This is a genomic window from Amphritea pacifica, assembly GCF_016924145.1.
Lineage (GTDB): Bacteria > Pseudomonadota > Gammaproteobacteria > Pseudomonadales > Balneatricaceae > Amphritea > Amphritea pacifica.
On sequence record NZ_JAFFZO010000030.1, the window covers coordinates 25,681 to 48,385 of the forward strand.

Here is a 22,705-nt window from a genome sequence, read left to right on the forward strand (position 1 = left end):
CTGGCGCTCCGGGCAGGTGGGAATCTGCCATTGCCCTGGGTGCCGGGGTTAAAGTTACTGTTGCGTGACCTGTTCAGAATACGTACAGTAGCGAACCTTGCCGAAAAGCCGGCATGATTAGCGACCGGTGAGTGGGGTGGATAGATGACGGAAAAAGTATATCTGAACGCACAGGAACTGCTTGAAGATTCATTCAGGCTGGCTCTGGACGTGTTTAAAAGTGGTTTTCGCCCAGACTTTATTGTGGGTGTCTGGCGGGGAGGCACGCCGGTGGGTATCGCGGTGCAGGAACTGCTGGATAACCTTGGTGTTCAGACCGACCATATCGCTATCCGTACTTCGTCCTATACGGGTATTGGTACCCGGGACAAAGAGGTGCGGGTGCATGGACTGGATTACCTGATCCGTAACGTCAACCACTCCGATTCCCTGCTGATTGTCGATGATGTGTTTGACACCGGGCTGAGTATCAAAGCGGTGATCGATACATTGAAAGATAAAGCGCGGCTGAATACGCCGCATGATATCCGGATTGCTACCCCCTGGTTCAAACCCGTGAATAACAGAACCGATCTTGAGCCGGATTATTTCCTGCATAAGTCGGATAACTGGCTGGTTTTCCCCCATGAACTCAAGGGATTGGACCGGGAAGAGATGCTGGCCAATAAGCCGGGTCTGAAACAGATTTTTGAGGAATACGGAATCTGACACACTGATGTGATATCAGCGTATCCTGTTCCCATAAAATGAACCCTGTGCGGAGATATCAGAGCAAAGATTTTTCTTTGCTTAAAATATCTACAAATGCCAATGAATGCGGTATAATGCCGCGCATTTTACGCCCCTAACATTCGAGTGAAGAAATGTCTGACTTATCACACTACCGTAATATCGGTATTTTCGCCCACGTAGACGCGGGTAAAACTACCACGACCGAACGTATCCTGAAGCTGACAGGTAAAATCCATAAGACAGGTGAGGTTCACGATGGTGAGTCCACTACCGACTTCATGGAGCAGGAAGCTGAGCGGGGTATTACTATCCAGTCAGCGGCGATCACCACGTTCTGGAAAGATCACCGTTTCAACATCATCGATACTCCCGGACACGTTGACTTCACCGTTGAAGTATATCGTTCTCTGAAAGTTCTGGATGGCGGCATCGGCGTATTCTGTGGTTCTGGTGGTGTTGAGCCACAATCAGAAACTAACTGGCGTTATGCCGATGAGTCGGGCGTTTCCCGTATCATCTTCGTAAACAAGCTTGACCGTATGGGTGCTGACTTTAACCGTGTAGTTAACCAGGTTGAAAATGTACTGGCTGCTAAGCCATTGGTTATGGTTCTTCCAATTGGCCGCGAAGAAGACTTCGTGGGTGTTGTTGATCTGCTGACTCGCAAGGCTTACGTTTGGGATGATACTGGTCTGCCTGAGAACTACAGCATCCAGGATATCCCTGCCGACATGGTAGAAGATGTTGAGATGTACCGTGAGCAACTGATCGAAACCGCTGTTGAGATGGATGACGATCTGATGATGGCTTACATGGACGGCGAAGAGCCTGCTATGGAAGATATCAAGCGTTGTATCCGTACCGGTACCCGCGAACTGGCATTCTTCCCAACTTACTGTGGTTCAGCATTCAAAAACAAAGGTATTCAGCTGGTGCTGGATGCGGTTGTTGATTACCTGCCAAGCCCAACCGATGTTATCCCTCAGGATCTGACTGATGAGCTGGGTGAGCCAACCGGTGAAGTGGCAACGGTTTCCGTTGATGAGCCTTTCCGCGCCCTGGCATTCAAAATCATGGATGACCGTTTCGGCGCCCTGACCTTTATTCGGATCTACTCTGGTAAACTGAAGAAAGGCGACACCATCCTGAACTCGTTCACCGGCAAAACTGAACGTATCGGTCGTATGTGTGAGATGGAAGCTGACCAGCGTAAAGAACTTGATTCTGCGCAGGCCGGTGACATTATCGCTATCGTGGGTATGAAGAACGTACAGACTGGTCACACTCTGTGCGATCCTAAGCACGAATGTACTCTTGAAGCGATGGTCTTCCCTGAGCCGGTAATCTCCATTGCAGTAACACCTAAAGATAAAGGTGGTGCTGAGAAGATGGGTATCGCGATCGGTAAGATGGTTGCTGAAGACCCTACCTTCATCGTTGAAACCGACGAAGATTCTGGCGAAACCATCCTGAAAGGTATGGGTGAGCTGCACCTGGATATCAAAGTCGATATCCTCAAGCGTACTTACGGTGTTGAACTGATTGTAGGTCAGCCTCAGGTTGCTTACCGCGAGACGATCACTCAGGCAATCGAAGACAGCTACACGCATAAGAAACAGTCTGGTGGTTCAGGTCAGTACGGTAAGATCGATTACCGCATCAAGCCGGGTGAGCAGAACAGTGGTTTCACCTTCTCCTCTACCGTTGTGGGTGGTAACGTACCTAAGGAATTCTTCCCGGCTATCGAGAAGGGCTTCAAGAGCATGATGGAAACCGGTCCGCTGGCAGGCTTCCCTGTGCTGGACGTTGAAATTGAACTGTTTGACGGTGGTTACCACGCGGTTGACTCCTCTGCGATTGCCTTTGAGATCGCGGCGAAAGGTGCGTTCCGTCAGTCCATGCCTAAAGCGGGTCCACAGCTGCTGGAGCCTATCATGAAGGTTGACGTGTTCACCCCTGAAGATCACGTAGGTGATGTTATCGGTGACCTTAACCGTCGTCGTGGCATGATCTCTGGTCAGGAAGCTGCGGGTTCAGGCGTTCGTGTTAAAGCTGACGTGCCTCTGTCTGAGATGTTCGGTTATATCGGACACCTGCGGACTATGACCTCTGGTCGTGGTCAGTTCTCTATGGAGTTTGCTCACTACGCGCCATGTCCGGCTAACGTATCTGAGAAAGTTATCGCTGAAGAGAAAGAGCGTAAAGCTAACAAGTAATTGTCGCTTTAGCGCTGACTAAAAAAGCCCGCATTCGCGGGCTTTTTTGTGTCTGGCCGCAGGGCAAAAGCGAATATCGGCAGCTACAGATCCAGTACCAGACAATCAGACAGTGCCCGGGAACAGCAGGGGGTGAACTGATTGTTCAGCTGCTTTTCCGCGTCGCTCAGATACATATCCCGGTGATCCGGAGTGCCCTCTATAACCGGGATCAGACAGGTGCCACAGACACCCTGTTCGCAGGAACAGGGTATCTCAAAGCCCTGTTCTTCCAGTGCTTCCAGCACTGTCTGATCAGCACCGATATCGATCAGCTGCCCACTGCTGGCAATCCTGATCTGAAAGGTCGCATTGTCATCATTCGCCGCACTCAGATCCTGAGAAAACAGCTCAAAGTGGATATTGTCGGTATGCCAGCCGGAGGCTCTGGCGCTGTCAGCGATAAAGTTGATAAAGCCCTGGGGACCACAGATATAGAGGTGTTTGCCTCTGGCTGCCTCTTTCAGGACCGATTGCGGGTCAAAACTGTCGGTCGGGCCATCATCGAAGCAGAAACTTACGCTCTGACTGAATGGTCCCTCCATAAGACTGTGGGCAAACGCCGCATGCTCAATGCTTTTCGCAAAATAGTGCAGTGAAAACTTAGCCTGACGCTGCTGCAGTGCGTGGGCCATCGACAGAATCGGGGTGATACCGATGCCACCGGCAAACAGCAGTGTTTCATCTTCATCAGGGGACAGCGGAAACAGGTTTCTGGGAGGGCTGATCTGCATCAGATCGCCTTCGCTAAGTTGCTGATGAACCGCTTTTGAACCGCCCCGGCCATGCGCTTCGAGCAGGACGGCAATCTCATAGCGCTGCTGGCTGTCGGGGTTGTTCAACAGAGAATACTGGCGGATCAGCGGTTTGCCAGTGCCAGCGTTAATGTGCAGATCGATATGCGAGCCAGGTGTAAACCGGGGCAGCGACTGGTTGTCAGCAGGTTGCAGCACGATATGTACAATATTATGGGCAACGTAGCGTTTTTCGGTGATACGAACGCTGATCAGATCGTTATTCATAATCGCCTCATATAAATAGTGAGTCACGCCATGCCGGCGTGACACTTGTTATTATTTTGGGTCTTCAGACGTGCTGTAAACTGACATAACAACAGCGAGGCTGTACGCCTGTTTACACGGATCTGAGATCAGATGTTTTCAGCTTCAATCAGCTGGCTCAGCCTGCGCCGTGCCCGGACCGCGCCAGCATCGCATGACAGCAATACCGGGTTCAGCGACCAGAGGTCATGGGTGGCCATCTCCTGCTGCTGGGCTTCGATCACCGGCTTATCTTCGGTGGTGAACGCTTCGCGCATACCGGCCATCTTGGCCTCGTTGTATTCGGCATCGTCCATCTTGTAGTTGCGGGTGGACGCGAAGAAGTAGTGGGTAGTGGTTGCGGTTTCCGGCGTCATGATATGGAAGTCGAACAGCATAATGCCATCGTTGAGGTAATCATCACTGTCCTGCACGGTACCCAGGGTCAGGGTCAGATTGGAGGGTTCGGTCCAGCTGACGGCCAGAAACATATCGGCTTTATCGTCCGGGCGCTGCATATGGGGTGCGATCAGCGGAATCACCGGGTCGGCCTCCCAGTCCCAGCGGACATGCAGGGGTTTACCATCGCGGTTTTCAGTGATTTCCGGAATCAGCGGACTCAGTTTGCCACCGGTGTTGATGAACGGCCCGTGCAGATGATCGATATGGCTCAGATCCATAATGTTGTCGGTCAGCAGCTCATAATTGCATTGGTTATACATATACATGTGGCCCACGGAACTTGCCGGGTTCTCAGACAGCCTGGAACAGTCGAGAATCATATCTTGGTCGGCTTTTTCCGCATCACCCATCCAGATCCAGATAAAGCCATCGCGCTCCTCGGTGATGTAGCGCTGTACTTTACAGGCTTTTGGAATTTTGCCGTTGCCATGGGGGTTTTTAACGCACTCCCCCTCGCTGTCAAACTGCAGACCGTGGTACAGGCAGGTGACGTTATCGCCATTGCGCGAGCCCAGACTGAGGGGGGCAAAACGGTGTGGGCAGCGATCGTGCAGCGCAATCGGTTTGCCGCTTTTGCTGCGATAGATCAGAATCGACTCGTCGAGGATTTTACGGGTGAAATAGGCTTGCTCTTCGACTTCGGATGAAAGGGCCGCAACATACCAGGCGTTGCGCAGAAATGTATGCTTATCAGCAGACTGTAAATTGTTCATTTTATTATCCTTATTAGCAAAACGATAAATCGTACTTTACCTTCAGGGTTTAGCAGCTTCTGTGCCAGTCACTGTTTATTTAACTAGTATTTTGATTTTAAAGGATATTTTATTCAGATTGTTAACCTGCCCCAGGCTGATAAAGGGTGGAGTAATTCTGTTGACTTCTTTATATGTTGAAATGGAGTGTCTGCATTTCTTTATTTGAAGAACTCGCGTGAGGCTGTACTCTATAGTGATATTCCGGACAGCAATGGATTAGCTGGTGACGAAAAGAGCTGCATCCGGATGAATAAACACAGCACAATAACAAGAATAATGAATATGAAAGCGATTACTCAAAAACCAGACTATTCCATCCTCCATAGTGCTATTCAGAATAACGCTGAAAATGGTGAAATCAGGCTGCTTGATCAGCGCATGCTGCTATTGCATGGTTTCTCTCTGGCGATATTGCGGCGTGAGATCATCGATAGGATGGGCAGCGATAAAGCCCGTGAAATGTTTTCCCGGCTGGGTTATCAACAGGGGGTTGAAGACTGTCGTCACCTGAAAGAAACAGGTATCGACAGCATCGACGATCTGCTCTCCATCGCCCCGCTGCTGCGTGAAAAAGAGGGGTTTGTGTATAACCTGGCGATTGAGCGGATGCAGTATGATGATAAGACCGGGGAGTTCTGGGGTGATTACCTGTGGGAGAACTCCTGGGAAGCAGAAGCCCATCTGGATCAGTGTGGTGTCAGTGGCTCGCCCGCCTGCTGGATGATGACCGGTTACGCCTGCGGCTTTACCACCGCGGTAATGGGGCGTCCGGTGTTATGGCGCGAGGTTGAGTGCCGGGCGATGGGACATGAGCACTGCCGGGTCGTGGCGATGCCCTTAGAGGAGGGTGACGACCTCTACCAGCATCTCAGCTTTATGAAGATCGAGGAGTTTATCTCCACCCCCAAGTCCGGGCGAATCGATCTCGATCAGTTGGGCAGTGATGGGGTTAAAGGCTCGTCAGTCGATCTGCCCGATCTGGTAGGCACATCCCCCGCCTTTAACCGGGCCGCAACCCTGCTGAAAAAAGTCGCCGCAACCGATTCAACGGTGTTGTTTACCGGCGAGAGCGGTGTCGGTAAGGAGCGTTTTTCCCAGGCGCTGCACTCCATCAGTCAGCGGGCGGATAAACCCTTTATCTCTATCAACTGTGCGGCAATCCCCTCCGAACTGGTGGAAGCGGAACTGTTTGGTGTAGAAAAGGGCGCCTTTACCGGGGCAACGGCCTCCCGGCCGGGCAAGTTTGAACGGGCCGACGGTGGTACTCTGTTTCTTGACGAGGTCAGCAGTCTGCCGTTTCACGCCCAGGGTAAGTTGCTGCGGGTGCTACAGGAACGGGAGATTGAGCGGGTGGGTGGTGTTGATGTCAGATCGATCGATATCCGTTTAGTGGCCGCCGCTAATGTGAACCTCAAAGAGGAGGTGAAACAGGGACGCTTCCGTGAGGATCTGTTTTACCGGCTGAATGTCTTTCCGATAGAGATTCCGCCACTGCGTAAGCGTAAGGATGATATTCCGCTGCTGTTGAACCTGTTTATCCATAAGTTTTCGGCCGCGACCGGGAAAACAGTCAGTGGCATTACTAAAACCGCTGTGGATGCCCTGATGCGCTACTCCTGGCCGGGAAATATCCGTGAGCTGGTGAATATCTGTGAGCGGGCGGTGATTCTGGCGGATGATCAGGGTAGTCTCGATCTGGAGCATCTGTTTACCAGTGAAGAGATTATGGAGGCGCAACTACGCGATACATCAACCGGTGAGACGAGCGATGCGGCAGGGGCGATGGATACCCGCAACGCGGTTGAGTGCATCCTTGACCATGCGGCCTCCTTTGAGGAGGTTGAGAGTATGATGCTGGATCAGGCGCTGCATCGTAGCGCTGGCAATATTTCTGCTGCCGCACGTCTGCTCAGTCTTAACCGGGGACAGTTCGAATACCGGCTGAAGAAATACAGTTAAAGCCGCAGTTCGACATCATCCTCGCCGATCAGGCCGCATTCATGGCTGCTGATCACCACCAGGCGGTTATGCCATTGCTGGCGTAACCGTTGCAGAATCCGCACGCTGCGCTCGGCATCGATGCCCGCAGTGGGTTCATCCAGTAGCAGTATCCGGCGATCCTGCAGTATTAAGCGCGCTAGCCCCAGCCGCTTCATCTCTCCTCCGGAAGGCTGGTGTGAACCTTTACCCAGCCAGCTGTCCAGTTGCCTGGGCAGTTGACTGGCCCACTGATCCAGCTCTACGGTTTTCAGCACCTGCCATAACTCTGCATCGCTATAGTGCTGATGCAGACAGAGATTAAAACGCAGACTGCCCTGCAACAAACTGATCTGTTGCGGCATCATGCCGATCTGTTTGATCCCCGCGCCGGAGCAGGTGATCTGTCCCTGTTGCGGCTGCAACTGACCCGCTAACAGTTGCATCAGAGTGGTTTTACCCCGACCGCTTGGGTTGGTTAGCCAGTACCAGTAGGGCCCCTGAAGCCGGGTGTTGAGATGATCGATGGTCGCTTGCTGACGGTTGGGATAACGGTAGCTGAGATGATCAATGTCGATGCGGATCGCCGGATTCCCGGGCTCGATGAATTGCCGCTGATCGGGTTGTGGGTGTACCGGACTCAACTGACCGATTCGCTCAAGCGCCCTATACCCCAGCGCAAAGGCCGCCAGAGCGCTGCTGCCGGTGGTTAATACCTCCTGCAGCCCCAGTGTCAGCAGTAGCAGCATCAACAGCAGGGTGCCTTCCAGTCGTCCGCTGGCGAACCCCTCAATTCCCTGCCATAACACCAGCAGTATCATCGACGCCTGCACCAGTTGATTCAGCGCCTGGACCCGCTGACGGGCATTACTGGCCTGCTGTTCGGTCTGATCTGCAATGGCGGCACTCTGACACAGCTTGTCGCTTTGCGGCGTTAACCGGTCAAACAGGATCAGAGTGCGCAGATTGCTGAACAGGGAATGGGCATCGCTCCACTGCTGGCTGCGCTGCTGATGCAGAGTGTTCTGGGGTTGTAATACCTGGCGCAGATAGAGCGTCGGCAACACGGCGACCGAGATCAGGAGTGGCAGCAGCAACCACAGGCCCAGCTCAGGCAGGAACAGCATAACTGTGGCCAGATAGAGCAGGGCGCTGAGCAGCATCACCAGCCCCGGAACCAGCGCTGAGAGATAGAGCGACTCGGCATGGCGGATATCATCCAGCAGCCGGCTGCTGGCCTCATGGCTGTTCAGTGGTTGCTCCTGCCAGTTATGTTTTGCCAGGGTCGCGAACATCTCGCTGCGCAGGTGTGAGATGACCCGGAAGGTGGCTTCATGGGTGGTCAGCCGCTCGCCGTAGCGTCCGAAGGTGCGGGCGATGGACAGTCCTCTGACAATCGCACCGGGGGCAAAATAGTTAAACCCGTGGGCCGCCGCCAGTGACAGACCAGCCAGCGCCGTGGCGCTGATAAACCAGCCGGACACCGCCAGCAGTGCGATACCGGCCAGCGCGGTGATCGTGGCCAGAAGCAGCCCCAGAGTCGCCATCCCCCGTTGCTGCCAGAGCAGTTGAAAATAGCGTTTTAGCAGTTCAGGCATGGGAGACCTCCGCTGACGTCAGGGGTTGCAGAGCGATAACCTGATCAAACTGATCGGCGCTATCCCGATGGCTGCTGAGCAGGACGATACCGCCCGTAGCACAGAACCGTTTAAGACTGGCCATAAACTGCTGGGCGGTCTGCTGATCGAGGTTGGCGGTGGGTTCGTCAAGCAGCAGCAGGGCGGGCTGATGCAGAAACACCCGTGCCAGTGCGATCCGCTGGGCCTGACCACCGGAAAGAAACCCGCCGGAGTCGCTGATGCGGTAATCCAGCTGCCCGGGCAGCTCCGCTACCAGAGTGTCGGCACTGGCCTGTTGCAGCGCAGTGAAAAGCTCTGCATCGGTGAACTCGCGCCCCAGACAGAGGTTGTTGCGCACCGTGTCAAACAGCAGCTCTGGTTGCTGAGTCATATAGCCGATGCGTTGCTGCCAGCGACGATTATTATAAACAGCGATGCTGACTCCATTGAGGAGCAGCGTTCCGCTGAGGGCGGGCTGTAGCCCGGCAAGAGTGTCCAGCAGGGTGCTTTTGCCGGCTCCCGAAGGGCCTTTTAGCAGAATCCTTTGACCCGGCAAAAGGGTAAAGTTATGGGGAGGGGCGATCGCTGTACTGCCATAGCCGGTCTGCAGCTGTTGTAGTGAAATCTGCCTGACCGGCGCGTTGTCTGGCTGCGACTGATCGTCATTGGTGACAGCGCAGGGCGGCGGTAGCTGTATCAGTCTGAGCAGATGGGTGGCAACACTGCTGGTATCGGCCCGGGCGTGATAGAGCGCTCCCAGGCGCCTTAGCGGCAGGTAAAACTCCGGTGCCAGCATGAGCAGGAAAACGCCGTGAGACAGGCTGAACTGCTCCTGCCACATACCGATCTGATATTTGTCCAGATAGAGCAGGCCCAGGTACACCGCCACCAGGGCGATACTGATCGCGCTGAAAAATTCCAGCAGCGTGCCGGACAGGAACGCCAGTCGCAGCACCTGCATGGTGGAGTGACGGAACTGCTCTGACTGGCGGAACAGATGCTGTTGTTCGGCGTCGCAGCTATCTGCCAGTTGCAGCGCACAGATCCCTTTAATCCGGTCTGACAGCAGATTGCCCAGTCGCGTCAGTTCGGTCAGGTTGCGTTGACTGGCGGCGGCTGCCTTGTGTCCGACGATGATCATAAACAGCGGTACCAGCGGTGCTGTCAGCGCCAGCAGCAGGGGCACCAGCCAGCCGCTCCAGAGGCAGGCGATGATGATCATCAGGGGGGCCAGCATGGCCAGTCGCTGCTGCGGCAGAAACTCCGCAAAGTAGTCGCGGGTGCTGTCGATCTCTCCGCTCAGCAGATTGCTCAGCTCGGCGTGGCTGAACGGTTGCTCCAGACTGAGTTGCAGGGTGGCGCAATGCTCCAGCACGATGGCCCGCAGACGGTTGCGCACCCGGACACTGGCACTATCTGCCAGACGGGTTTGCCACAGCGGCAACAACGCCCGCACTGTCAGCAGGGCCGCCAGCAGTAGCCAGCTCCCGCTGTGTTGCCAGAGTACTGGCGTGGTTAACGCCTCGGTATAAACAGCACTGTTGATCAGCAGGGCGATCAGGCCGGTAACCGCGATGGTGGTCGCGGTTTGTAACGCCCCTGTCAGGGTGAGCCAGAGATTCTCACGACGACTTATTTTGCCCGCCTGCCGCAGCAGTTGCTGGCCGTTGGCACAGCGTTGCAGTGTGGAAATATTGATCTGGCTCATCAATGACGGCCTCTGTTGGTAAGGAGCTGGTAATGTGTCATGTCGCTTGCCATTATTGGCACAATTGAGCCATAACTGACGAAACAGAGTCTGACTGATGACTAAAATAAGCTGGTTGAGAACCATGCGCAACGTTCTCGATAGCTATAATAATCCCGCAGTGTTGATTGACGCTGAGTATAACGTTGTTGCCACCAATAACAGCTACGACTTCCGTTTTGGCGGGCTGAACGGGCGCAGCTCGGCGAAATGCTTTTTTCTCTCCCATGGCTATCAGCAACCCTGCGATCTGGAAGGGGAAACCTGCCCTATGCAGGAAGCCCGTGACAGCGGACAGCGGGCCAGCGTGCTGCATATTCATAATACGCCACAGGGCAAAGAGCATGTGGGTATCGATACCATCCCGATCACTGATGATGAGGAACGGGCCTATTTTATCGAGGTGATGAAACCGATTCGTGAAGTCAGTGCCGTGCCGATTGCCAACAAGATGATTGGCCGCAGCCGGGCGTTCAATGAGCTGGTGGATCTGATTCAGCGGGTCGGTAAAACAGATACCAATGTCTTGCTGATGGGGCCTTCCGGGGCAGGTAAAGAGCTGGCTGCTCAGGCGCTTCACTCCACCAGTCCGCGGGCCAGTAAGCCCTTCGTAACGGTAGAATGTTCTGGTCTTACCGATAGTTTGTTCGAAAGCGAGCTGTTTGGTCATATCAAAGGCGCGTTTACCGGAGCGATCAGCTCCCGTACCGGGCTGGTGCAGTCGGCCCATGGCGGCACTCTGTTTCTCGATGAAGTAGGGGATGTGCCGTTGCATCTGCAGGTAAAACTGCTGCGGTTGATAGAAACCAAAACCTTCCGTCCGGTGGGTGACAGTAAGTCGATCGCGGCGGATTTCCGGCTGGTCTGCGCGACCCATAAAGATCTGCTGGCGATGGTTGAGCGGGGAGAGTTCAGGGATGATCTTTATCACCGTATCAGTACCTTCCCTATCCGCCTGCCATCGCTGGCAGAACGGCGCCAGGATCTGCCCCTGCTGGTGGAGAGTATTCTGCTGCGCATTGAGGATAAAGCGCCGCTGAAACTGACCGATGAAGCGCTGCAATTGCTGGCTCAACAGCCGTTTAAAGGCAATATCCGGGAGTTGAAAAATATACTCGAGCGGGCAGTTGTGTTGCGTCATGATGATCTGATCGGCACGGATGTTATTAAACGAAGCCTGAATCTGATCCCGGTGGCTGAACTGTCCGGCCAAAAAGCGGATGGTCTGGTGCAGATGGCGGAGCAGAGGCTGAGTCTGGATCAGGTTGAGCAGCGTTATCTTCAGGTGCTGTTGCAGAACTGTGTGGACAAGGGCCAGGTTGCGGAGATTGCCGGTTGCAGTCTGCGCACTCTGTACCGCAAGCTGGAGCCGTGATTCAGGGCTCCAGCATCCAGCAATACGGCGGTTTTATTCCGCGTCTTCCATCTGGTTTTCCAGCCACATGGCATTGATAATGCCGAAGCTGCAGGCCAGAAGAACGCCGAGTATCCAGGCGAAATACCACATATTTTTCTCCTTGCTTAAGGTCTAGTGACTTAAGCGATTAATAGTTAGAGACACTGTTCTGTTCGATAAAGTCCGGCTCGATACGGCGCCACATCTTCACGTAACACCAGAGGGTGTACAGCAGGATGATCGGCACGAAAAACACCGCAACCCAGAGCATGATCTCCAGCGTCAGTTTGCTGGAGGTGGCATCCCAGAGAGTCAGGCTGCTGGCCATGTCGGTGGACGATGGCATTACAAACGGGAACAGTGTCACCCCTGCCAGCAGGATGATACAGCTGATCCCCAGGCTGCTGGTTAAGAACGCCAGCGCATAACGGCCGCTCCAGGCGAGCAGGCTGGTTAGCAGGGGCAGCAGGACAGCGGCTAACGGCAGCGACCAGAGCAGAGGATAGTGGGCGAAATTGCCAAACCAGTCCGCACTCTGAACCACTGTTTTGCTTAGCGGGTTAGAGCTGGCATCGGTCAGCACAGCCGTACTGATGCTATAGCCCGGGATGCTGCTGTAGAGCCACAGCCCCGCGACCACCAACAGAATGCTGAGCAACAGGCCGCTAACGCCTGCGGTGCTGCGGCTGCGCTGCTGAATTTCACCGCCCGCCCGCATCTGTAACCAGACCGCACCATGCAGTACCAGCATCAGCACACTCACCAGACCGCAAACAATGGCGAAGGGGTTCAGCAGTGCCCAGAACGACCCGGTATAGGTTGAGCGGGTCAGTTCATCAAAGCTGAACGGTACGCCGAGGAACAGGTTGCCGAACGCTACACCAAACACCAGCGCGGGGACAAATGAGCCCAGACTCAGGCCTATATCCCAGTTATTTCGCCAGCGGCTCCCCGGCATTTTACTGCGGTATTCAAAGCCAAGGGGGCGGAAAAACAGCGCAAAAAGAACCAGCAGCATCGCCCAGTAGAAGCCTGAGAACGCGGTGGCATAGACCAGCGGCCAGGCGGCGAAAATAGCCCCTCCTGCGGTGATCAGCCAGACCTGATTACCATCCCAGTGAGGCCCGATGGTATTAATCATCACCCGACGTTCAGTATCGGTTTTTCCCAGCAGGGGAAGGAGCATTGCGACGCCCAGATCAAAGCCGTCGGTGATGGCAAATCCGATCAGTAGTACACCTATCAGTAACCACCAGATCAGGCGCAGAGTTTCATAATCAAACATGCTGAGTTTCTCCTAGTGATTCGTAGTAATAGCGACCAGTTTCCAGAGCGCTGGGCCCTTTGCGTACATATTTGACCATCAGAAATATTTCGATACAGAGGAAGGTTGTGTACAGCGCGGCAAAACCGGCAATACTCATCCACAGATCGGTTGCGCTCAGGGTCGAGGTGGCAACATAGGTGGGTAAAATCTCACCAATCGCCCAGGGCTGACGGCCGAATTCTGCAATAAACCAGCCGGTTTCCACGGCAATCCACGGCAGAGGCAGGCAGAGTACCGCCAGTTTCAGTAACCATCGGGTCGTGTATTCACGCCGGCGGGCAGTGTAATAGAATGCCGCAGCAAAGGTGAATAACATGATTACGCCGGTCGCCACCATAATCCGGAAGGTCCAGAACATGGGGGCAACTCTGGGGATGGTATCCAGAGCGGCCGCTTTGATCTGTGCTTCAGAAGCATCGGTGACATTCGGGGTAAAGCGTTTCAGCAGTAATCCATAACCCAGATCTTTGCTGACAGCACTGAACGCTTCGCGGTTGGCTGGCGTATCCTCTCCGTTGCGCAATTTTTCCAGAAGACCATAGGCCTGCATACCGGTGCGGATACGCGTCTCGTTGGCGGTGACGTGATCCTTAATGCCGGTGATCTCCTCGTCCACTGAACGGGTGGCGATCAGCCCCAGCAACCAGGGAATACGCACGGCATAATCGGTAGTCTGTTGTTGCTGATCGGGCAGGCCTACCAGGGTGAAGGGCGCCGGAGCAGGATGGGTATCCCATTCCGCTTCTATGGCGGCCAGCTTGACCTTCTGCACCTCGCCAATTTCATAACCACTTTCATCACCCAGCAAAATGACGGAAAGGATCGATGCCAGGCCGAACGCTGAAGCGATAGCAAAAGAACGACGGGCAAAGCCGACATCCCGGTTGCGCAGCAGATAGAAAGCGCTGATAGAGAGCACAAACATGGCACCGGTGACATAGCCGGCGGAAACGGTGTGGACAAACTTAACCTGAGCCACCGGGTTGAAGATGACATCGGCGAAGCTGTCCATCTCCATGCGCATCGTTTCAAAGTTAAAGTAAGCACCCACCGGGTTCTGCATCCAGCCATTAGCGATCAGTATCCACAGGGCGGAGAAGTTCGATCCGACAGCGACCAGCCAGGTCACGGCCAGATGTTGAACTTTGGAGAGCCGGTCCCAGCCGAAGAAAAACAGGCCGATAAAGGTTGATTCGAGAAAGAATGCCATCAGCCCTTCAATCGCCAGTGGAGCGCCGAAAATGTCGCCGACATAGTGAGAGTAGTACGCCCAGTTAGTGCCGAACTGAAACTCCATGGTGAGTCCGGTGGTGACTCCCAGTGCAAAGTTGATACCGAACAACTTGCCCCAGAAGCGGGTCATATCCTTATATACCTGTTTACCGGTCATCACGTAAACTGACTCCATAATAGCCAGCATAAATGTAAGCCCGAGTGTTAATGGCACAAACAGGAAGTGGTACATCGCGGTCAGGGCAAATTGCCACCGCGATAGTTCGACAACAGTTTCAGAAACCATAGTTACAATACCTTAGGTTGGTCCGGCTGCCAGGCCGAAACGAAAAAGAGTGCGCAGAGCACAGAGTCAGGATGATTCAAATGAGTAATACATTTCTTTAGGCATATGCTGTACCAGATCTGTTAAAACTTTATTACTCTTTTCTTTTCAATGCTTTATGTTTATGTAACGGATTATATAAAGAGGTGTTCGTATAGAAATGTCAATTATGACGCAAAATTTGTCAGATTATGATGTGACATAGTGTCGCGCCATGGCTCTGGACAATAATGGCATTCCGTTGTCGCCGGCACCGCTTGCAAAGGCGCCTTTTGGGAGGCGGCTGATAGCCGTGAGAGCCCGAACGACTTGATCTTTCTACTCCGCTGCGCTTATGTCAAGGCTCGTGACATTTGTGGTCGGAGACTGAAAAGAGGGGGGCGTATCTATGATAGTTTAGTGCCGTAGAGATCAGGCCTGAACGAGAGAGGCCTGCTGCTCCATTAAGCAGGTCAGTTGCTCCAGTGGTACTGGTGGGCTAAACAGGAACCCCTGTACCTGATCGCAGTTATGCTGTCGCACAAAAGCCAACTGCTCCCTGGTTTCAACCCCCTCCGCAACAACCTTGAGGTTGAGGTTGTGGGCCATATCGATAATGGTTTTGACGATCACCTCATCATCGCGATCACTGCCGATATCACGGATAAATGAGCGGTCGATTTTCAGGGTATTCAGTGGCAACCGTTTTAGCCGGCTGAGAGAGGAATAGGCGATGCCAAAATCATCAATGGAGATCTCCACCCCCAGACTGCGGATCTGATTGAGCTGTTCAAGCAGTAGTTCATTCTCCGTGGCCATAAAGGTTTCGGTGATCTCCAGCTCCAGTGACGCCCCTGGAAAACCGGTTTCAGTGAGAATTTCAGCGATCCGCTTATACAGATCCCGGCGAATAAAGTGCGCCGGAGAGAAGTTGACTGAGAGCTGGATATGCTCGCCAAACTGCTGACGTAGCTGCAGAATATCGGCACAGGCTTTTTTAATAACCCACTGATCAACCAGACCAATCAGCCCCTGATCCTCGGCGAGGGGGATAAATTCATCGGGAGGGATGGCTCCCTCATCGGCATCAAACCAGCGAATCAGTGCTTCCAGGCCAACAACGACGTTGCGCCGGATGCACCATTTAGGCTGATAATAGACTTCGAAACGTTGCTCTTCGATTGCCTGTCTGAGTTTTTGTGCCAGATGAATGCGGCGTTCGGAGCGGATGTTCATCTGTTTGGCAAAAAAGCTGAACTGGTTTCTGCCGGCCGCTTTAGAGTAATACATCGCCGTATCAGCGTGTTTGATAATGGTTGTTGCATCAGCCCCGTCGGCGGGGTAGATGCTGATCCCGAGACTGGTGGTTACCTGCAGATTGAAGCCATCAATATCAACCGGTGTCTGGATAGTTCTGATCAGTTTGGTGGCGATGTCAGCCGCTCTGTTCTGTGAGGTGTTGATGGTCAGTACCGCAAACTCGTCGCCGCCAAGCCGTGCCAGCGTATCACTGCTTCTCAGGCAGTGTTGCAGGCGCGCTGACAGTTCCACCAACAGCCGGTCACCCATCTCATGTCCCAGGGTGTCATTGATATCCTTAAACCGGTCGAGGTCGAGGAACATGACCGCCAGCTGTTCGTTGCTTCGTTGTGCATAATGGATGGCGGTGTTCAGGTTGTTATCGAAGGTTGCCCGGTTGGGCAGACCGGTCAGGCTGTCGTGAAACGCCTGATGCTCCAGTTGTTGGGTCAGTAGCAGTAACTCAGCGGTGCGGTCTTTAACCTTTTCTTCCAGATGTTGTCGCGCCTGTTCCAGTTGATTGTCGCGCGCCTGGATCTGTTCGATCATCAGGTTAAAGTCGGTTGCCAGACTGCCTATCTCATCTTCAGAGCGATTGCGCACCCGCAACTGATAGTTGCGGGTGCGGGTGATTTTGCGGACCGTCATGGCCAGCTCAGTGATCGGCCGGGTGATGATTCGCTGGGCAACGCTTGAGAGCAGCAGTGCCACGATCAGTGACAGCAGAAAGACGATAAAGGCGATCCCTATCTGATCTGTCTGACGGGTGGTCAGACTACCGAGATCGGAGAGCAGCAGGGTGTAGCCTATGGCGTCATGATCCATCATTACCGGACGTAAAACATAGAGAGTGTCATCAATCTCCCCTTCGCTGCCCGTTGGCAGGGCGGGGACTGGAAAGTTTCCTGGGGCGTATTTTGCAAACAGCTTCTTGTCTGCGTCGTAGAGCACTGCCAGGACAATATCCGGAACATTATCCAGTGATTCAAGGGTGACTCTGGCTGATTCCGCATCACCAAAGGTGAGTGCGGCAATGGAGTTGGTACTGATGATATCGGCCTGGGAACGCAGGTTCTCGGTCGCCTGAAGTCTGGAGTCATACCAGTCATGCAGGGCGAAACCTGCGGTGGCCAGTGTCAGTACGGTACTGCTGATCAGCAGTAACATCGACATCAGCTTGCGCTGTAGCGGGAGGCGTTTAAAGATGGACATCTGTTTCACCTCCTGATCCGGGCCAGTTTGAGCAGTTCAGAACTGATGGTCAGTCCGCTGCGGCTAACTTCGGGAAGGTAGACATCCAGCCCTATGCGCGTGCCCTGCCGGATCAGGTTGATAGCTGCCCGGGAGCCGGATGTCGCACCAGAGTCGCTTTCTGTCAGATCAGCCACGGTCAGAACCGGCAATGGGCCATGGTGAGCCTGATCTTCAGCGAAGCGCCTGATCTGGCTGAGTGGGATGAATAGCATGGCACAGTGGTCAGCTTCGGTTAATGAGTGTATCAGTTTATCATTGACTGTTCGCTGTTGTACGGTTTTCCCTGTGATGGTTTGCACGGCCGGTCTCAGCGAGTTTTCACGGTAATAGCAGATGGTCATGTGATCCGGGTTATTCGCGATAGCGTTGTCTGGCCAGCGGACAAATTTGGCGATATTGAACAGAATAGCGGTTTTAACCTGTCGCAGCTTGTCCTCATGGGGCTCCGCCTGGAGGTGGAGTGGCAAGAGGCAGGCGAGCAGCAACAGCAACACCGGCAGACGCTGTGAGACGCTGGATAATTTCAGGGTTACCGCATTAATCATCACAGATCATGATTCCATTCTAGCCGCAACCAGAGCTCCCTCTCACTTCGCTCATTGTTGTACTGCTTGCCGAAGTCTGCGGCAGGGTCCATCACCCGCTTATCAAACAGGTTATCGATACCAAATGAATAATTCAGCGCCTGAGTCAGTTTTCCTGAGCCAAACAGGTTGACGGTGGCAAATGAATCAGCGCTATCATCATAGCTGTTGGTATCGGTCCGGCGACTGCTATAGATCAGGCCGGCTCCTAACAGATGGTCATCACTGATCTGGTAATCGGTTTGCAGGCTGCCGGTCCAGGCTGCCAGGTAGGGCAGTGATGCGCCATCGGAGTCGGTTTCAAGATAACTGACCCCCAACCGGGTGTTCAGTTTTTGCATTGGCCTCAGGGTTAATAGCAGCTCAGCACCGCGCATTCGATAGACAGTATTGCTGTTGGTGAAATACTCATCAGCATCATCGGGGGTAGGCGTTTCCTGAATAAAATCATCAATCTGGCTGCTGAACAGATTGATATTCAGGCTGGCTTCATCCCACTGGTACAGATACCCCAGCTCGGACATCACTATCCGCTCGGCATCAACCTGAGGAGACTGAAAGCTGGTGCCCTCAAGCACTTTCAGGTATTCCCTGAATCCCGGGGTGCGAATGGCGGTGCCATGTTGCAGTTTCCAGGTTTGCTGGGTGTCGGGTGTGTATACCAGTGCTTCCCGGTGGTTGAAGTAACCGCCAAATTGTTCAAAGTAGTCAAACCGACCACCAATAGTGAGGCTCAGGTCCGGACGAATCTGCCAGATGTCCTGAGCAAATGCCGCATAGTCATTGTTGGTTATGCCGGGTTCGGAGAGCAGGTTTCCGGTTTCAGGCGGGCTCAGAAAACCGCTGGAGAAATGGTAACTACGACGATAGTCACTCCGTTTCGCTTGCTCATAGTTCCAACTGAGGCCGCCTGCCAGGGTGTGCAGCTGAAACTGTTTTAGCAGGGTTAACGAGGCGCCTGCCATAATGCCGTTCTGGTATTCCTCATAGCCTGGCAACTGAGTGGTCTGCTCCAGCTCATATTCCCGGGTATTATCTTTCTGATAATAGAACGTGGTTTCCAACTGCCCTTCATCGATAGAGCCCTGCTCATAATGTGCAGACAGACTGAGGTAATCACTGTCGACATAGGCATCCTGAGTGGAGGGGATGAAGAGAAAAGGGGTTTCACTGCGGTTGTAATCCAGTTGCAGCGTAAGCCGGGGCAACGGCTGCGCTTTAATATGGATATTGCTGTAGTCTTCATCCAGCGGTTGCAGTGAATCATCACCTATAAAGCTCTTCCTATCAGAACGGAAGGGTGCGTCCTGATCAAGATGGCTGGCAAACAGCTGCAGATTGTCACTGTTGTAGAGAGCAGTGCCTTTGGCCCGTTGGTTGCTGCCTGCTTCCAGTCCCAATTCCAGTTGTTCGGTGTTGCTGAAGCTGCGGGTGGTCACCGATATGATGCCCGCAAAGGCATTGGCGCCGTAGAGGCTGGATGCCGGACCGAGAATGACTTCAACGGTTTCAAGGTATTCCAGCGGCAGGTTATCTCCGAGGTTGAAGTGGTTGTAATAGAGCTGGCGTACCCGTACTCCGTCAACCATCAGCACCATTTTGTCGTTATAGCGGTCCAGTACGCCCCGGGCCCAGATGGCACGATGCCGTTTGCGGTACTGATTAAGCTGCAGGCCCGGCACAAACTGTAACAGATCGTCCAGTCGTCTCACGCCATAGCGCTTAAAATCATCGCGGTTGAAGGTGTAGACCGTGCCGGGGGCTTTATTCACCTGCGTAGGCACAAGCGAAGCTGCGGTAAACACGTCCATCGCCACCAGCTCTTTCAGGGACAGGTCACTGAAGCCCTGTTGGTCAGCACGCGCGTATGCGGAGGTAAAGAAGACTGAGTAAATAAGCAGTGGGATAACACTGTTTTTCGACATGCACTTTTCCGGAACAGGGAGCCAGCTTTCGATCGGTGGCAATATTATTATTTTAGCGTAGCGGGCTTTAGCGAAGCTCCCTTTCTCTGGCCTGATACGCGCTCACCATGATACAGAAAACCGTTCAGTGGGGAAGCGTGTAGCTACTAATCCCCATATCAATATTATTTTTGAAACCATATTTCAATGGCTAATTAGGCGTATCTGAACGCTTTGATATTGTACGGAAGAGGGATAGGAGGATTAAAAAGTATTGATATGAGTCAATAAAATTAAATAAATATGTCATTTAAGTATCACTATGTAGGAGGGTTCTTTATGGGCTGGAATAGATATATATCTATATATTTCAATATATTATTTGTATTTTGAGGGGTTGGGTGTTGCTTAAAAAGAGATACATAATAAAATATTAGAAGTTTATTTATGTATCATTAATGGTATTGTTGCGTCGTTCTTAAAACAAAAACAACCATCTCTGAGGTTTTTGCTATGCACGATAAAATTGCCAATACCATGGAATTTCCACCCGAAACTCCCCAGCCAAATATCTATCCACTGAGCTGGGAAACCAAGACCTCAAAGGCTGAGGAGATCTGGGATGCATCGCTGCGCGAAGCGTGGAATCCAAAGGATCTGCCCTGGGATACTTTCGATGTCTCGAGCTACTCCTGGGAAGAGCGTGAAGCGATCGCCTATTGGTGGACGCTGCTATCGGTATTCGATGCCTCTGCACCACCGGTATTTGCTGAAGCGTTTATCAAAACCTATGAAGATCATGAAGAAGACGCAATTCGTCGCTGTTTTTTCTCAGTTACCCGTGATGAGCAGAATCACGAGCAGATGTGTGGCATGGCGATTACGAAGTTGCTGGAAGCTAACAGCCCGCTGGAATATGAACCAAAAACCGATATGGGTCGTCGTCTGAAGCGCAATGCTGCCTGGTTGTACTATAACGGCGGCCGTTACTGGGGCGGATATAAAAAAGCGGTGCCTAAATACAGTCTGGCGGTTCTGTTCAGCTCCTTCCTGATGGGGGAGATCGCCGCGGCCACTATCTTTAAACAGATGTCTGAAAGCTGTGAAGAGATGGTGTTCCAGGAAGCGTTTAAAAACATCGGCCGTGATGAAGGGCGCCACATGGCGATCTGCCTGTCGTTGATGGAGCGTGACTATCCTAAACTGTCGGCGGAAGAGAAGAGTGTTATCACCAAGCAGATCCGGGCTGGCTATCTGTTCCTGTCTGCGGTGTTGTTTGAACCGCCCGCTGAGTTCTGGGATCTGCCGGAGGACTTTATCGCCAATCAGCGGGAAGCGGAAGCGATCGCCCGTGAAGCGGGCTTTGGTGTGCCCTCTTACGAGGCGAAGAAGGATAACTGGCGTACCGCCATGCTCAACCTGAAAACGGTTCTGGATAAATATGACACGCCGTTCCCGGCAATTCCGGAAGTGGATATTACCGGTGAAGAGGTGACTCAGGCGGACCTGGACTCTGCGGACATTATTCCGATCTTCTGATTCTGCTTTCAGTCATCATTAACCGCCGCCCTGTTGAGCGGCGATTATGTGTCTGACTGGTCATTTAATGTTGCTGTTACAGGATTGGGATATCCCCCGATCCGGAGGTGAGTATGACGTCGATACGTTTATCCCCATCGGGTAGAGAGGTAGAGGCAAAGCCCGGTGAAACGGTATTGGAAACCCTCGAAAATGCCGGCTACGCCCTGCCAAATAACTGCCGTGCCGGCGCCTGTGGCGAGTGTAAGGTTAAGGTGCTCGAAGGTGAGTTCGATCAGGGAATGGTGATGGATATGGCGCTGTCACAGGCGGAACGTGCCGAAGGCTATGGTCTGATGTGCATGTGCAAACCGCTCAGTGATACCCTGGAGATCGACTGGGGGACCGATGATGCGATGCCAAAACTGTTTCCGCCCCGGGAGAATGTGCGTTGCGTAGTGGTGGACCGGATTGAACGGACCCCACGAATCGCGGAGATCCGGCTGCGTCCGGTTGGCGATCCATTGCGCTTCTGGCCGGGGCAGTATGTCAGCCTGACCGATACCGCCCGCAGTGTGACGCCCCGCTCCTACTCGATCGCTAACGCCCCCAGACCGGATGGCGAAATCGTTTTACAGATTACCCGCGTGCCTGAGGGTAAAACCAGTAACTGGGTTCATGATGAGATTCATCCGGGCTCAATGGTGAATATCTCAGGGCCTTACGGCACCTTTATCGGTGATCCGGGAACCGATGGTCCGGTGCTCTGTCTGGCTGCCGGAACCGGCCTGGCGCCTATTCTGAGTCTGGCCGATGCGGCCCTGCGTCGCGGTTTTAAACAACCGGTGCATCTGATGTTTTCGGCTCGAACCGAAGCGGAGATCTATTGCCGTGGTCTGATGTCGCTGTGGAATGCCCGTCATCGTCGCTTTAAGTTCATCCCCACCCTCACCCGGGAGGTAAAAGAGGGGATTCAGAGTGGTCGTATCCCGGATATCATCGCTGATCTCTATCCCGATCTGTCGAAACATGCGATCTATATCGCCGGCAGTCCCGGGTTTGTGGATAACTGTATTGCGGCGGTCACCGCCAGTGGAGCACAGCGCGATAATATCCACACCGAAGGTTTCTTTGATCAGGCCCAGCCAGAAACCCCTGCGTCAGACCGGTTAGTCTGACGCGCAGACCTGTCTCCAACGCCGGACCTGTTCGCAGCGGGCCGGCTTTTTTGTATTCGCCAGAAAAATGCCTGAGATCTTCGCTTTTCAGTGCATAACCGCTATTCCCTTTGTACTCTTA

General features: G+C 53.3%; 16 protein-coding genes. 6 read left to right on the plus strand and 10 right to left on the minus strand.

The window, feature by feature from the left end:
- Positions 1–144: 144 nt before the first annotated feature.
- Together JW499_RS16570 and fusA are read left to right on the plus strand one after the other, a co-directional pair.
- Positions 145–708 carry a phosphoribosyltransferase gene (locus JW499_RS16570; protein ID WP_205211629.1) on the plus strand — a complete coding sequence of 188 codons (564 nt, stop codon included), beginning with the start codon at positions 145–147 and terminating at the stop codon, positions 706–708.
- Between the two features lie 155 nt (positions 709–863).
- Positions 864–2,948, plus strand: coding sequence for an elongation factor G (fusA, locus tag JW499_RS16575; RefSeq protein ID WP_205211630.1), 2,085 nt, complete (start codon positions 864–866; stop codon positions 2,946–2,948).
- An 83-nt stretch (positions 2,949–3,031) separates the two neighbouring features.
- Here fusA and JW499_RS16580 read toward each other — a convergent pair whose 3' ends face one another.
- Both JW499_RS16580 and JW499_RS16585 read right to left on the minus strand, forming a co-directional pair.
- The gene (locus tag JW499_RS16580; protein WP_205211631.1) at positions 3,032–4,009 is read right to left on the minus strand and encodes a PDR/VanB family oxidoreductase; all 978 of its coding nucleotides are present in this window, start codon (positions 4,007–4,009) and stop codon (positions 3,032–3,034) included.
- A gap of 128 nt (positions 4,010–4,137) precedes the next feature.
- A complete protein-coding gene (locus tag JW499_RS16585) occupies positions 4,138–5,202 on the minus strand; it encodes a Rieske 2Fe-2S domain-containing protein (RefSeq protein ID WP_205211632.1) in 1,065 nt (354 codons plus the stop codon).
- A 324-nt stretch (positions 5,203–5,526) separates the two neighbouring features.
- Here JW499_RS16585 and JW499_RS16590 point away from each other — a divergent pair, with 324 nt between their 5' ends.
- The gene (locus JW499_RS16590) at positions 5,527–7,203 is read left to right on the plus strand and encodes a sigma 54-interacting transcriptional regulator (RefSeq protein WP_205211633.1); all 1,677 of its coding nucleotides are present in this window, start codon (positions 5,527–5,529) and stop codon (positions 7,201–7,203) included.
- Here JW499_RS16590 and JW499_RS16595 read toward each other — a convergent pair.
- Together JW499_RS16595 and cydD are read right to left on the minus strand one after the other, a co-directional pair.
- Complete coding sequence (locus JW499_RS16595) at positions 7,200–8,819, minus strand: amino acid ABC transporter ATP-binding/permease protein (RefSeq protein ID WP_205211634.1); 1,620 nt, start codon at positions 8,817–8,819, stop codon at positions 7,200–7,202. The two genes, JW499_RS16590 and JW499_RS16595, sit on opposite strands and share 4 nt — an antisense overlap.
- The gene (gene cydD, locus JW499_RS16600) at positions 8,812–10,548 is read right to left on the minus strand and encodes a thiol reductant ABC exporter subunit CydD (protein ID WP_205211635.1); all 1,737 of its coding nucleotides are present in this window, start codon (positions 10,546–10,548) and stop codon (positions 8,812–8,814) included. The genes JW499_RS16595 and cydD overlap by 8 nt, the downstream gene beginning before the upstream one ends.
- A gap of 97 nt (positions 10,549–10,645) precedes the next feature.
- Between cydD and JW499_RS16605 the strand changes: the two genes are divergently transcribed.
- A complete protein-coding gene (locus JW499_RS16605) occupies positions 10,646–11,962 on the plus strand; it encodes a sigma-54 interaction domain-containing protein (RefSeq protein WP_205211636.1) in 1,317 nt (438 codons plus the stop codon).
- A gap of 33 nt (positions 11,963–11,995) precedes the next feature.
- On the opposite strand, the gene cydX is transcribed toward JW499_RS16605, so the two are convergent.
- The 6 genes from cydX to JW499_RS16635 form a co-directional block, all read right to left on the minus strand.
- Positions 11,996–12,094: a cytochrome bd-I oxidase subunit CydX gene (gene cydX / locus JW499_RS16610; protein ID WP_205211637.1), complete on the minus strand. Its 99-nt coding sequence runs from the start codon at positions 12,092–12,094 to the stop codon at positions 11,996–11,998.
- A 37-nt stretch (positions 12,095–12,131) separates the two neighbouring features.
- Positions 12,132–13,268, minus strand: coding sequence for a cytochrome d ubiquinol oxidase subunit II (gene cydB / locus JW499_RS16615; protein WP_205211638.1), 1,137 nt, complete (start codon positions 13,266–13,268; stop codon positions 12,132–12,134).
- Positions 13,261–14,829 (minus strand): cytochrome ubiquinol oxidase subunit I, encoded by a 1,569-nt coding sequence (locus JW499_RS16620; RefSeq protein WP_205211639.1) that lies wholly within the window; start codon positions 14,827–14,829, stop codon positions 13,261–13,263. Before JW499_RS16620 ends, cydB begins: the two co-directional genes overlap by 8 nt.
- Positions 14,830–15,279: 450 nt before the next feature.
- On the minus strand, positions 15,280–17,358 hold the full coding sequence (locus tag JW499_RS16625) for a putative bifunctional diguanylate cyclase/phosphodiesterase (RefSeq protein ID WP_205211640.1): 2,079 nt from the start codon (positions 17,356–17,358) through the stop codon (positions 15,280–15,282).
- A 5-nt stretch (positions 17,359–17,363) separates the two neighbouring features.
- Positions 17,364–17,945: a YfiR family protein gene (locus JW499_RS16630; RefSeq protein ID WP_232846476.1), complete on the minus strand. Its 582-nt coding sequence runs from the start codon at positions 17,943–17,945 to the stop codon at positions 17,364–17,366.
- Positions 17,945–19,909 carry a TonB-dependent receptor plug domain-containing protein gene (locus JW499_RS16635; protein WP_205211642.1) on the minus strand — a complete coding sequence of 655 codons (1,965 nt, stop codon included), beginning with the start codon at positions 19,907–19,909 and terminating at the stop codon, positions 17,945–17,947. The genes JW499_RS16630 and JW499_RS16635 overlap by 1 nt, the downstream gene beginning before the upstream one ends.
- Positions 19,910–20,401: 492 nt before the next feature.
- Between JW499_RS16635 and JW499_RS16640 the strand changes: the two genes are divergently transcribed.
- Both JW499_RS16640 and JW499_RS16645 read left to right on the plus strand, forming a co-directional pair.
- Positions 20,402–21,427 carry a diiron oxygenase gene (locus JW499_RS16640; protein WP_205211643.1) on the plus strand — a complete coding sequence of 342 codons (1,026 nt, stop codon included), beginning with the start codon at positions 20,402–20,404 and terminating at the stop codon, positions 21,425–21,427.
- 113 nt (positions 21,428–21,540) lie between these two features.
- Complete coding sequence (locus JW499_RS16645; RefSeq protein WP_205211644.1) at positions 21,541–22,584, plus strand: 2Fe-2S iron-sulfur cluster-binding protein; 1,044 nt, start codon at positions 21,541–21,543, stop codon at positions 22,582–22,584.
- Positions 22,585–22,705: the final 121 nt, after the last annotated feature.

Coding starts and splice junctions, on each gene's coding strand:
- JW499_RS16570 (WP_205211629.1), top strand. CDS start 145: ATGACGGAAAAAGTATATCTGAACGCACAGGAACTGCTTGAAGATTCA.
- fusA (WP_205211630.1), top strand. CDS start 864: ATGTCTGACTTATCACACTACCGTAATATCGGTATTTTCGCCCACGTA.
- JW499_RS16580 (WP_205211631.1), bottom strand. CDS start 4,009: ATGAATAACGATCTGATCAGCGTTCGTATCACCGAAAAACGCTACGTT.
- JW499_RS16585 (WP_205211632.1), bottom strand. CDS start 5,202: ATGAACAATTTACAGTCTGCTGATAAGCATACATTTCTGCGCAACGCC.
- JW499_RS16590 (WP_205211633.1), top strand. CDS start 5,527: ATGAAAGCGATTACTCAAAAACCAGACTATTCCATCCTCCATAGTGCT.
- JW499_RS16595 (WP_205211634.1), bottom strand. CDS start 8,819: ATGCCTGAACTGCTAAAACGCTATTTTCAACTGCTCTGGCAGCAACGG.
- cydD (WP_205211635.1), bottom strand. CDS start 10,548: ATGAGCCAGATCAATATTTCCACACTGCAACGCTGTGCCAACGGCCAG.
- JW499_RS16605 (WP_205211636.1), top strand. CDS start 10,646: ATGACTAAAATAAGCTGGTTGAGAACCATGCGCAACGTTCTCGATAGC.
- cydX (WP_205211637.1), bottom strand. CDS start 12,094: ATGTGGTATTTCGCCTGGATACTCGGCGTTCTTCTGGCCTGCAGCTTC.
- cydB (WP_205211638.1), bottom strand. CDS start 13,268: ATGTTTGATTATGAAACTCTGCGCCTGATCTGGTGGTTACTGATAGGT.
- JW499_RS16620 (WP_205211639.1), bottom strand. CDS start 14,829: ATGGTTTCTGAAACTGTTGTCGAACTATCGCGGTGGCAATTTGCCCTG.
- JW499_RS16625 (WP_205211640.1), bottom strand. CDS start 17,358: ATGTCCATCTTTAAACGCCTCCCGCTACAGCGCAAGCTGATGTCGATG.
- JW499_RS16630 (WP_232846476.1), bottom strand. CDS start 17,945: ATGATTAATGCGGTAACCCTGAAATTATCCAGCGTCTCACAGCGTCTG.
- JW499_RS16635 (WP_205211642.1), bottom strand. CDS start 19,909: ATGTCGAAAAACAGTGTTATCCCACTGCTTATTTACTCAGTCTTCTTT.
- JW499_RS16640 (WP_205211643.1), top strand. CDS start 20,402: ATGCACGATAAAATTGCCAATACCATGGAATTTCCACCCGAAACTCCC.
- JW499_RS16645 (WP_205211644.1), top strand. CDS start 21,541: ATGACGTCGATACGTTTATCCCCATCGGGTAGAGAGGTAGAGGCAAAG.